The organism is Vibrio sp. 2130-1 (assembly GCF_033339515.1).
The window spans coordinates 316,183-328,721 of record NZ_JAWOUT010000005.1 but is presented as its reverse complement, the minus strand read 5'-3'; the positions used below and the strand labels follow the sequence as shown (position 1 = coordinate 328,721).

The following is a 12,539-nucleotide window of genomic DNA, read 5'->3' as shown; positions in this document are numbered from 1 at the left end:
TGCTCAGTATTGGCTCATATTTGTTCACTAAAACGATCGTCTTTGCGATCTTGCACCAAGTTTAGACATTAAAATGATGACGGATGGTAGCATATTCAAGGCTTAAGGCTGTAATAATTCGTGACTATACCGTACGAACAGCGTGAAAAATCGACGATCAGACTCCCCAATATAGGTTGTTGCTTGATGTTTGTGCGTTGCTAACGCAGTATTTCAATAGATCCCGAAGTTTAACTTACGGAAGTATCAAAAATTACGATATGACACAAAGCACCGCTCATAAGAGCTTTATAAAACGACATTCAGACTCTATTTTAGCTTTTTTGGCGACTTTATGTGTCACTGCTGGTGTAGTAGGTGCTGCTTATACAATGCAGCAACGGTATACACAGACGACGTTTGATACTTTAGCCGACCGACAAGCAGAATCACTTAAAGCAAACGTCGAGAATGATCTAAAGTTCATTGGTGCGGGCGCAAACTTTTTCCATTCGATTGAGCGAAGCTATTGGCCATCGTTTCCCATGTATGCGGAACAAGTGATTAATAGCTCGCGAAGTCTCATTGGACTTCAATGGATGCAAAAGGTCGAATTCGAAGATCTTGATGAACATATTTTAAAGACCCGTCAAAAATTTCCAAACTTCCAACCGTTTACCGTTCCTAAAGATGGTCCCAAAACCTACGGGTACATTTTTGAACACAATGAGCCAATTTTTATCGCGTCGGATATCTACCCAAGAACACCGGAAAACCTTTCTCTATTGGGTTTCTATTTTTCGCGCAAACGCTTCGATTTAATCTTGGATGATATTTCCGAAAATGGGCGAGCGAATGTCTCGGATAAAGTTCGCTTACTGCAAGATGGTTATGACAAGTCCATACCTAAGACTGGGTTGCTGGTGTTCCATCCAGTGTTCGACTTCGAGAACAAATATTTATTAGGAGTAGTGACCGGCGTTATCCGAAGTACGGTTTACTTTGAGGATTTGATTACGAAAACCGCGACGGAGCTCGATATGTCGGTGCGCGTAGAAGACTTGGGATTCGACGCAGCAGATGACCCTGTTCTCTTTCAAAGTGCTAGCTGGGATAACATTCGAGGAACCGTTATAAGCCGAACCATTCAACTGCCTAACCGTGAATGGCGTATTGACTTTAAGCTTTCTGACGCAGTCTCAGCTTGGGAGCGTTCTATTTTAGCGGGCACGACGCTAGCCGGATTGGTAATCGCCTTTTTGATCAGTTGGATTGTGAATTTACAGTCTCGAGAAAAAGAGCGCTTAGCGGTCATGTTGGAGCTCAAAACCGTTGAATTAAAAAGAATGGCAGAGCGAGACCCTCTAACTCAACTACTGAATCGCCGAGCATTCAACGATCATTTGCTTAATCAGATAAACAAAGGTGTTAACTTCGCCTTGGTTGGTTTTGATATCGACCACTTCAAAGTGATTAATGACAAACACGGCCATTTAGGTGGAGATGAAGCGTTACAACATGTTACTAAGCTGGTCAGTGCTAATTTAAAACCGGGAGATAAGTTTTACCGAGCTGGTGGTGACGAGTTTTGTATTATTTCTAAAGTCATTGATAGAGCAGTGCTAGAAGCTTACCTAGAAAAATTACGGAGTGTTGTGGCAAGTACGGCTTTTGATTATGGTGATGCGTCAATCATCTGTACGTTGAGTATCGGTGCGGTTATCCATAAAGAAGAAGATCCTGAGAGCTTGTATCACAAAATGGATAGTCAACTCTATTTGAGTAAAAAAAACGGCCGTAATAATGTGTCGATCGGCGATTAAATGGGCGCACAAATTCGAGTTTTACGCCGTGTTACGATAGAATCGCACGCTTTAAATTTTTATGTTAGGAACCAAGGCAAACTATGAACCATAACCGTATTGTATGCTTCGATTTAGAAATGTGTTGCTGGAACGAAAATGGCGTCGGCAGCACGGGTGAAATTATCGAAGTGGGGTTAGCTGAAATAGATTTGTCTAAAGGTGAGATAGTCAAGCGTGCTCAATACTACGTGAAACCAGAACACGATGAAGTGTCTCTGTTCTGCGCTGAGTTAACGGGCATCACACCACGTAAGATTGAAAAACAAGGACGCCCACTAGAAGAAGTGCTTAAATCCATGGTTAAGAACTTCGGTGGTCGCAACAAAATCTTTGCATCTTGGGGGCGAGATGACCTCATTCTTCTAGAAGAGTGTAAGCAAAAAGGTATTGAAGCACCGTTCACAGAGTTCATCAACTTAGCGACACTCTACCGTATTCAAAATCGTCTTAAAGATAAACGTATAGGCCATCGAGCCGCTCAAGAAGCAAAAGGAATAGACTGGGAAGGGCGTCAACACTCTGGCTATGTAGATGCATACAACTTAGCTAAGCTTGCTTTGACCATGTTTTAGTTATTCGAACCTAGCTAGCTTGTAATTAAATAATCATCCAACCATTGTTGTTTTGTCATGCAGTCTGTTTAGTGTGGAAAGAGCTAAACACATACCTTGACCAGTATTTTAATAACAATGTCGTTGGCTTATTGAAAAACGCGCAGAGTGCGCGTTTTTTTATGGCTACAGAAGCGATATCTGTTGTCATTCTAGGGGTAGCTTAGAGTTAGCCAGCGACTTATATACTCATCTCGTCACTTTACTGAGACTGTAACTTCGCTCGAATGAACTCGCTGTGATCAACATAGAGTAGCTCTGCTGTTTTACGGATCACCGCGTCTTCTAGCGGGTCAATTTCGCCGTCTGCGTAAGCGACTTCCCACATGCTTTTGATTAAGTTGTAACGAGTTTCTTGAGTCAGTTCTCTTAGTTGAGAGGTAAAGTCGTACAGCGAAGCGGAATCTTTTATTTTCTGTTGCGCTTGCTCTAACAAAGTATTTGATTCTTCTTCATTTAACGAAAGCAGTTTCATCAATAAAGAGCGCTTTGTTTCTTGTTCTCTATCATCGACACTATGGTCTGCGCCAGAAACTTCACAAAGCAAACACGCGATAGCCATGTTAGGGGAAAGTGTGTTGGTTTGGCTTAAATCAGAGCCATCAATGAGTTGTTTAAATAATGATGTGAGAGAATTAAACATAATGAACACCGAGCTATTGTTTATTTGGTTAACATGGTAATAAATACGGAAGATCTCAAGGTGCGATACCAAATTTAGCACGCCGTTGACATTTAAGAACGGCCACTTTCTCCCCAAAAAACCTAAACTCCTGAGTTAGTTCACGGTGACTTGCCTCTTGCAAAGGGCAAGTCATTTGGGGATAGATACTCAGCTTTCAGCACGTGTGGGTGGAAAATGAACTTCGTCACCATCACTCGTCAGAATACTAATTTGACTTGGTTTGCCTTCATCATCAAGGCGTAGCTCACCAATGGCACTATGGTTAACCAAGCGATAAAAGTTGTGTGTACTTGGTGCGCGTTTGTAAATCTTGAGTCGTTTACGTTTTGTGAACCAGTTTAAAGGTGAGCGAGGGCTGTATAGCAGTCTATCTAGGCCATCACAAATATTGAGCAGTTGTGTAGGGAACTGATTTTTAATTCCACTACAGGTGATTTGATAGATATTCGGACTGTTTTTTCGATAGCGGAGCTTAATATCGTATGCAAAAGAGTAGTGTACGTCGCCAGAGAGAATAACAAAGTTAGTTGGTGTCTTTGTGTGTGTGAAAATACTAATAAGAGTATTCGCACTTCCGGGGTGAGCCATCCAGTTTTCAGCATCAACCATCAATGGTTTACCAAGCATGGTCACCACACGTTGTAGTGCTTCGATAAATTTCACACCAAACATTGGCGCAGCAGAAACAATAACAACTTTGTCTTGGTGCACTAGCTCTTGGTGGAACTCAATCATCGCTTCCCAGTCCATTAAGCCAGAAGGTTTGTTCATTTTAGACTCAGAACGCCAGCGTCTGGTTCGTGTATCTAGCACGACAACTTTTGGTGTCGTAGGAATGGTGTAGTGCCAATTCTCAAAGCGATACAAATATTGAATAAATGCATCTTGGGTTTGCGAGGTTCGCTCATCGATAAAGCGTTGAGCGAGGCTCATAAATTCATCATTGAATTTTTCTGGCGCATTTCCCCAACCTTGGCAAAGCCAGTAAGCAATCAAGCTATTACCGATAATGCGTTTTGCAAACGTGTTGCTGTATGCGGCTTGTTCCCAGCCTATGGTGAGATTCCAATCGTCGGTGACATCGTGATCATCAAAAATCATATAGGTTGGAATGTGAGCGAGTAAGCGTTGAACCTTGTCCAGACCTGCGACGAATTTATCAATTTGTTTTTTTTCTTCGCGCCATTGCTGCTGCCATTTGGGTTCAAGAACTTCTCCGCCGACAGTAAATTCGTTTTCTAATAAACGATCCGTTCGAACAAGCTTCCACAAGGTCGGAGACCAAACCAATAAGTACATTGCAAAGCACTCAGCAAAGCTTATTAGGTGATTCTCACACTCTTTGGCGCTGAATATTGGTGTCCCTCGGTGTGGAAAAAACTTACTTAGTAAACTGTCATCACTCACATAATGAGGCAACAATTTATCTCGACCATAATAGCAAGCAGGGTGTTGGTAGAGGTCATTGGTATTTTTTATCGGAGCTTGATCGAATTCTTCGCCTGGCAAACCCAATAAAGCTATGACTTGCTCAATGGCATCGAGAGTGGGGCCTGCAACATGGTCTGCATAGATTTGATCACCACTCATGATGAGCATATCTGGTCTTTCTTCAATGGATTGAGACGCGATTTTATGATCCGCAGCGACCAATGTATCATCACTGAAGTGATGGGGATTACGGCAAGAGCCATGTAAGAGATAATCCGCTTTTTCACTAACGATGAACTCAATACCCAAGTTTGGCGTATTATCTCGCTCATAAGTTAGGTGAGGGAGCAGTTCCGTCACTAAGCCATATTGCGTTTTTATTTGATAGCGTAACGCTTGATGGGTTGGAAACTCGCCTTCTAATTTAAGTAAGCAACACCACGCATTGAGGCCGATTTGAAGCTGTTCTTTTTGTTCACTTAAAGGGGCTTGATAAAGGATGGAGGCATTTTCATCCGTAATTTGCACCATACCCTCCAAGCGTTGGGTGGTGACTAGCCAAATATTGATTTCAGTTGCGGTCACTTTACGTAGGATCGGACCTGCAACGACAAGAGGAAGTGAAGAAATTTCAGTCGTGTTCATCAATGCTGGCAAAACGGCTCCTTATGTGTCAGCTTCTTCTTCTAATATTTCGATAACTTGCGAGCTACTAAGTTCATGTCCCATAAGGAACAAACCAAGCATCGCATCGGCTTTTGACGCGTTATTACTGTCTTCATCCAAAATTTGCTGAAGCCGAGTTCTAATTAGGTCGATTTCGTGTTCGACGAAGCCACGCCCTTCTTCGTCACCTTGACCATCTTCTGGTGCATTATCAAAGTGCAAAAACAACATGTCACCATCGAGTTGAGTCCCTATCAACCTCTCTGGCAGCCATGCTTCTCCCATCACAATGTCTGGGTCTGTATCTGCGGGTAAATGATTCAAGGTAGAGATGAGTTCTGATGCTTTCACTTTTTACTTCATTATGTTTGATTTAGAACTAAGCTAGAGTTTAAGCGCTTGTTGTAATGGTAAAATATTCGCAAACAAGCTCACCTAGTCGTGCAATATTAATATGATCTTGGGACTCAAACTGTCACGAGGATGACAACATTTGCCATTGTAACGGCTATCATCAGCAGAACATAAGCTTTTAATGGCAAATCATTGATGTTTGCCTGCTTCTCAACCAACATTTTTCGAACTCATGAAGAGATTAATTCTAACAACACTCGTTTTACCTTTGGCTGCGGCAGTTTCTTCTGCGCATGGTGCAGAAGAACAAATGTGGGGGATTGCTACGATGTATCGCACAGCATCGATTCCGTTTTATACCGCCGATAATGACTCTACGGTGAGTACATTTGTACCAATGATGTTCTTTGAAAACGAACATGTGTATATCAATGGCATTGAAGGTGGCGCTTTTTTGTATAACGAGAGTGATTCCGACTGGCGTGCGAGCGCACTCATGCGATTGAGATTTGTCGATATTCCCATGTCACTACAAAATGCTAATGAAGGGGACAGAGTCGATTTCGGTGGGCAAGTGCGTTATAGCATTAACGACAATTGGCGCGCAGAAGTAGAGTTGATGACGGACGACGAACTCCAGTTTCACTCTAATTACCGCCTTGCTGCCAATTATGTATTTGGGGATTGGGAATTAGAGCCATCGATTACGATTCGATACAAAGACGCTGATTTCAATAGTGAATATTATTCCTTTAAGGATATTACTGGCGAGAGAATTGGAGCTGGGCTTGACACCAATCTTGGTATTAAAGCGCGTTACCATGTAACTTCAAATTTGTATTTATTGGGTGAGACGAGTGTTACTCGCTTAGATGATAACGCCTACAACAGTCAGCTTGTAGAAGATCGATATCAGGGAGAAGTGTTTGTCGGTTTTGGCTTTTTCAACGATAAAAGCAAAGCTCCGAAACCGACACTGAGCAATAAAGCATATCTACGTATTGCGCATGGTTGGGCGACGCCTTCGAACATCGGTGAAATATTTAGCTTTGAGAGAGAAAAAGACCCATACGACAATCAACTTACTTCATTGTTTTATGGGCATCCATTAACGGATGAGCTGTTTGGTTTTCCTCTTGATATTTATTTAACGCCAGGGTTGGTTCATCACTGGTCGTCCAGTGTTCAGTCTGCGAGCACAGAATACGTCATGGCGATTAAGGCTTATTATACGGTTAATTGGCCTACGACTTGGCGATTTGGTGTAGCGGAAGGTGTGTCATACATTGATAGCATTACCTATATTGAAGGCACAGAAATGGAAGACAAGGGTTATACACCAAGCAAGTTGCTCAACTACTTAGATTTCTCGTTTGATGTCAATGTAGGCGATCTCTTCAACCAAAAGAGCTGGAACAATATGTGGGTGGGCTATTCATTGCATCACCGCTCGGCGATTTTTGAAAGCGCTTCCCAGTTTGGGCGAATTAAAGGTGGGAGTAACTACAATACTATTTATTTCCAGTTCGAGTTTTAGCGCATCGCGAGATGCATATAAGTCGGATTTGCAACTGACTTATTTATCGCCCATTATGAGTAATGATGAATAATACTATGCTGCTTTCAACGAGAAATTTCGTATATCGTGCCAGAGTTAAGGCTGTTTGTGATGCATCTGATGAATCGGATGGCATGAGCACCATGAGTATCGACTCCTCATTCAATCTTCAAATTGAAGCGATAAATTGTACCAACGCTGAATTTGCCAAACGCTTTTTTGCCATTCACGGAGAAGGGCATTTGGAGGGAGATGAATGGTTGGTGTTGTACGTCAACTCTCTTGACGTTAAGGCGGGAGACAATATAGAAATCCGTAGCGATGTCGCGTTTAATGCGATGATCGAGAACATGATATGCGAAGCTGAGCGGTCTTTAGAAAAAGTCTACCTCGATGCAATACGTAACTTGGAGAAAGTGAATCGTTTTTGACGATGTAAGCGACCCTATAAATACGATCAAGGCATCTTGATCTAAAAAGGGATTGGCGCGAACCAATCCCTTTTGTATTCTGGTTTATTCTAACTTACGCCATTGTTGCAAGTTGGCTTTGCGCTTCTGAAATGCCTTTTGCAGCTGCATCTTCACCCATGTTTAGCGCTTCTGCGTAAACAAATTCTACATCAGTGATTCCTACAAAACCCAGTACAGTGCGTAGGTATGGCGTAACGTTGTCAGTTGGTGAATCTTTATGAATACCACCACGAGTCGTTATTACAATCGCCTTTTTACCTTCAATCAAACCTTGAACGCCGTTTTCTGTGTATTTGAATGTCACGCCTGCACGAGCAATCAAATCAATCCAGTTTTTAAGCTGAGTCGGGATGGTAAAGTTGTACATTGGAGCGGCAATAACCAAAGTGTCTGCGGCCTTTACTTCTTCAATAAGGGTGTCAGACAAGTCGACCACCGCTTGCTGTTCTTGTGAAAGATCTTCCGTAGCGCGCAGTGCAGTCGCAACGGCGAAGTCCAAAACAGGTAGCGGGTTTGCAGCCAAATCACGAACAGTAAGCTTGTCTTGGTCTACATTTTTGATGAAGTCTTCAACCAATTTGTTTGATTGAGAGTAATCGCCAAGGATGCTTGATTTTAGAGCTAGTACACGAGACATAATGGTTATTCCTTAAATAAGTGCTTTCGACTATGGGAGCCATTATAAGCAACGTAAGTGAGTTCAAAAGCCTAGCGATTCGCTGAACATGTTCGAAAAAATTGAATGAGCTTTCGGTTATCTTGTTACAGATCTTGTGTGATACAATCCGCGCAGTTTTTGTGTTGAAAAGAATAGGAAACGCTTTGACTTCGTCACAGCCCCCAAAAAAGAATCTAGCTGAAGAGCAAGCGACACCGTCAAATGGTGCGCAAAAAGCGACAGCGAAACAAGCTCAAACACCTCAGGCTCAAGTGAATAGCGCGGCATCTCTGCGTAAAGCGCTGAATCAGTGCATGATGCGCGACCGTTTCCGCTTGAGTAAACGTATTTCTGGTGCAAGCAAAATTAAGAAGGACGCAGCGCGTAATGCTGTGTTCGACGAAATCGCATTAGACATCGCAAAATCCATGATGGTTGCAGAGCAGCGCAGCAACTACAAACCAACGATTGAATACCCAGAAATCCTGCCTGTAAGCCAAAAACGCGACGATATTGCGAAAGCGATCGAAGAAAACCAAGTGGTTATCGTCGCGGGTGAAACCGGTTCTGGTAAAACCACTCAGCTACCAAAAATCTGTGCTGAGCTTGGTCGCGGTAAATTTGGTCTGATTGGTCATACTCAGCCTCGTCGTCTTGCAGCGCGTTCGGTTGCTAACCGTATTGCCGAAGAGATGGAAACCAAGCTTGGTGAGTTTGTTGGTTACAAGGTTCGATTCAACGATCAGATCTCTGAAAATACCCAAATCAAATTGATGACGGACGGTATCTTGTTGGCTGAAATTCAGCATGACCGTTTCTTGAATCAATACGACACCATCATTATCGATGAAGCGCACGAGCGCAGCCTCAACATCGATTTCATCTTGGGTTACTTGAGAGAGTTGCTGCCACGTCGTCCTGATTTGAAAGTGATCATCACGTCGGCAACCATCGACCCAGAACGCTTCTCAAAACACTTCAACAATGCACCAATCATAGAAGTATCGGGTCGTACTTACCCAGTAGAAACACGTTACCGCCCACTAAGCGGTGATGACGACAATGATCGTGACCAGCTTGAAGGCATCTTCGAAGCGGTAGATGAACTGTGCGATGAAGGTTTAGGTGACATCCTGATTTTCATGAACGGTGAACGTGAAATCCGTGATACCGCAGATGCATTGTCCAAACGTAATCTGAAGAGCACGGAAATTGTGCCGCTTTACGCGCGTTTGTCGGCAGGTGAGCAGAATAAGATTTTCCAACCTCACACTGGTCGCCGAATTGTACTGGCAACCAACGTGGCAGAAACCTCGCTAACTGTTCCGGGCATTAAGTACGTTATCGACCCGGGTACGGCGCGTATCAGTCGATACAGTTACCGTACTAAGGTTCAGCGTCTTCCAATCGAGCCAGTTTCTCAGGCGAGTGCGAACCAGCGTAAAGGTCGTTGTGGTCGTGTGGAAGAGGGTATCTGTATTCGTCTGTACTCAGAGGAAGATTTTGAGTCACGCCCAGAGTTTACTGATCCTGAAATCCTACGTACCAATCTAGCGTCGGTTATCTTGCAAATGACGGCACTTGGTTTGGGTGATATTCAAGCGTTTCCGTTTGTGGAAGCACCGGATAAACGTAACATCCAAGACGGCGTGCGTTTGCTGGAAGAGCTTGGTGCGATTAACTCTGAGGTAAAAGATCCGAAAAAACGCCTGACTTCCATTGGTCGCCAATTAGCGCGTTTGCCAATCGATCCGCGCTTGGCGCGTATGGTATTGGAAGCGCCAAAATATGGTGCGCTTAAAGAAGTGATGATCATCGCAGCTGCCTTGTCGATTCAAGATCCACGCGAACGTCCTTCAGACAAACAACAATCGTCAGACGATAAACATCGTCGCTTCTTCCATGAAGAGTCGGACTTCCTGACATTTGTGAATTTGTGGGAATACATCCAAAAGCAGCAAAAAGCCTTGTCTAGCAATCAGTTCCGCAAACAGTGTAAGCAAGACTATTTGAACTACTTGCGCGTTCGCGAGTGGCAAGATGTGTACTTCCAAATTCATCAGTCGATGCGTGAGATGGAGTTCAAGCTTAACGACGAGCCCGCTTCTTACCATGGCGTACACAGTGCCATTTTGGTTGGTTTGCTGTCGCACATCGGCATGAAAGACCAAGAAAAGAATGAATATCAAGGCGCGCGTAATGCTCGTTTCCATATCTTCCCTGCATCAGGTCTATTCAAGAAACAGCCTAAGTGGATCATGTCGGCTGAGTTGGTGGAAACCTCAAAACTTTGGGGTCGTATCATCGCAAAGGTTCAGCCAGAATGGATTGAGCCGTTAGCTAAACACCTTATTAAACGCAGTTACAGCGAACCACATTGGTCGAAGAAACGTGCTGCGGTGATGGCGCACGAAAAAGTGATGCTTTACGGCGTACCAATCGTACCGAAACGCTTGGTCAACTACGGCAGTATCGATTCGACCGTAAGTCGCGAAATCTTCATTCGTAGTGCATTGGTTGAGGGTGAATGGGAAACCAAACACGCGTTCTTTAAGCAAAACCGTAAGCTTTTACAAGAAGTGGAAGAGCTTGAGCATAAATCTCGTCGTCGAGACATCTTAGTGGATGATGATGAGCTGTTTGATTTCTATGACCAACGCGTTGGCACCGAAGTGGTGTCTGGTAAGCATTTCGATACGTGGTGGAAAAAGGCATCTAAAGAAAATCCGGAACTGCTGAACTTTGAAAAAGAGATGCTGTTCAAGGGTGATGCTAGCCATGTGACCGATTTGGATTACCCGAACTTCTGGCATCAAAATGGTTTGAAGCTCAAATTGAGTTACCAATTTGAACCAGGCGATGAAAGTGACGGTGTCACATTGCATTTGCCGTTGCCGATTTTAAACCAAGTTGAACCAGCGGGCTTTGACTGGCAGATCCCAGGTTTACGCCATGAGCTTGTGGTTAGCTTGATTAAATCGTTGCCAAAGACAATTCGTAAGAACTTTGTGCCTGCGCCGAACTATGCCGATGCATTCTTAGCGCGCGTTACGCCAATGGAAGCGCCGCTGTTAGATTCATTGGAGAAAGAGTTGCGACGCATGACGGGCGTAGAAGTGCTGCGTGAAGACTGGAACTTGGAACAAGTACCTGAGCACTTGAAAGTCACGTTTCGTGCGGTTGATCACCGAAATCGTAAACTGAAGGAAAACAAAGACCTTCATGAACTGAAAGAAAGTTTGAAAGACAAAGTTCAAGAAACGCTTTCCAAAGTTGCGGATGACGATATCGAACAGCAAGGTCTGCATACGTGGAGTTTTGGAGAATTGCCGAAAGTGTATCAACAAAAACGTGGCGGCTACGATGTAAAAGCGTATCCGGCGCTTGTTGATACCAAAGACAGCGTTGAAATCAAACTCTACGAAACGGAGTACGAGCAGATAACGGCAATGCGTGCTGGTCAGCGTCGCCTAATTTTATTGAACGTACCGTCGCCAATTAAATATTTGCACGCCAACTTACCGAACAAATCGAAGCTGGGTCTGTACTTTAATCCATACGGCAAAGTGCTTGATCTGATAGATGACTGCATTGCCTGTGGTGTCGATAAGCTTATTGAAGAGCAGGGTGGTTTAGTTTGGGAGCCAGAGAAGTTCGAAGCGTTGAAAGAACAAGTTCGTGCTGAATTGGGTGACACCGTTGTAGAGATTGCTCAACAGGTTGAGACTATTCTGACCACGGCGTTTAGCATCAATAAGAAGCTAAAAGGCAAGATCGACTTCACAATGGCGTTTGCTCTGTCCGATATCAAAGCACAAATTGAAGGCTTGATCTTCAAAGGCTTTGCAACGGAATGTGGCTGGAAACGCTTGCCGGATATTCTTCGCTACATGCGCGCGATAGAGCGTCGTATGGAGAAGTTGCCAATCGATCCAAACAAAGATCGTTTACATATGCTGAAGATTGAATCTGTGACTCAAGACTATAAAGAGTTGCTGAACAAGATCCCGAAAGGTGTGGCCATTCCTGAAAATGTAAAAGAAGTGCGTTGGATGATTGAAGAGCTTCGCGTGAGTTATTTTGCTCAACAATTAGGCACTCCTTATCCTGTTTCTGATAAACGAGTCAAAAACGCGATTGATGCTTGCTAATCAACCAGTAAAATAGTGTCAGGTTTGTAATTATCGCTTAAGAAGTTGCTGGTACACTAATTGCTAGTAACTCAATAAGCATTATTTTTTAGTTCTGGGAGGCAATAG

At 43.6% G+C, this 12,539-nt stretch carries 9 protein-coding genes; 5 read left to right on the top strand and 4 right to left on the bottom strand.

Annotated elements, in window-relative coordinates; all coding sequences use genetic code 11:
* Positions 1-260: 260 nt before the first annotated feature.
* Both R7Q09_RS10045 and R7Q09_RS10040 read left to right on the top strand, forming a co-directional pair.
* A complete protein-coding gene (locus tag R7Q09_RS10045; RefSeq protein ID WP_005377686.1) occupies positions 261-1,802 on the top strand; it encodes a sensor domain-containing diguanylate cyclase in 1,542 nt (513 codons plus the stop codon).
* Between the two features lie 83 nt (positions 1,803-1,885).
* Entirely contained in the window at positions 1,886-2,416 is a 531-nt protein-coding gene (locus R7Q09_RS10040; protein ID WP_005377684.1) for a 3'-5' exonuclease, read from the top strand.
* A gap of 241 nt (positions 2,417-2,657) precedes the next feature.
* Here R7Q09_RS10040 and R7Q09_RS10035 read toward each other — a convergent pair whose 3' ends face one another.
* The 3 genes from R7Q09_RS10035 to R7Q09_RS10025 form a co-directional block, all read right to left on the bottom strand.
* Positions 2,658-3,098, bottom strand: coding sequence for a TerB family tellurite resistance protein (locus R7Q09_RS10035; RefSeq protein ID WP_017820644.1), 441 nt, complete (start codon positions 3,096-3,098; stop codon positions 2,658-2,660).
* A gap of 189 nt (positions 3,099-3,287) precedes the next feature.
* Positions 3,288-5,228 (bottom strand): alkaline phosphatase D family protein, encoded by a 1,941-nt coding sequence (locus R7Q09_RS10030; RefSeq protein ID WP_318070731.1) that lies wholly within the window; start codon positions 5,226-5,228, stop codon positions 3,288-3,290.
* Positions 5,229-5,237: 9 nt separating this feature from the next.
* A complete protein-coding gene (locus R7Q09_RS10025) occupies positions 5,238-5,588 on the bottom strand; it encodes a hypothetical protein (protein ID WP_017634942.1) in 351 nt (116 codons plus the stop codon).
* Between the two features lie 235 nt (positions 5,589-5,823).
* Here R7Q09_RS10025 and R7Q09_RS10020 point away from each other — a divergent pair, with 235 nt between their 5' ends.
* Entirely contained in the window at positions 5,824-7,128 is a 1,305-nt protein-coding gene (locus R7Q09_RS10020) for a MipA/OmpV family protein (protein ID WP_318070732.1), read from the top strand.
* Positions 7,129-7,190: 62 nt separating this feature from the next.
* Entirely contained in the window at positions 7,191-7,580 is a 390-nt protein-coding gene (locus R7Q09_RS10015; protein WP_250154250.1) for a hypothetical protein, read from the top strand.
* 94 nt (positions 7,581-7,674) lie between these two features.
* Here the strand turns inward: R7Q09_RS10015 and R7Q09_RS10010 are convergent, their stop codons facing one another.
* Positions 7,675-8,259: an FMN-dependent NADH-azoreductase gene (locus R7Q09_RS10010; protein ID WP_025766683.1), complete on the bottom strand. Its 585-nt coding sequence runs from the start codon at positions 8,257-8,259 to the stop codon at positions 7,675-7,677.
* A gap of 185 nt (positions 8,260-8,444) precedes the next feature.
* Between R7Q09_RS10010 and hrpA the strand changes: the two genes are divergently transcribed.
* On the top strand, positions 8,445-12,431 hold the full coding sequence (gene hrpA / locus R7Q09_RS10005; RefSeq protein ID WP_318070733.1) for an ATP-dependent RNA helicase HrpA: 3,987 nt from the start codon (positions 8,445-8,447) through the stop codon (positions 12,429-12,431).
* Positions 12,432-12,539 lie beyond the last annotated feature (108 nt).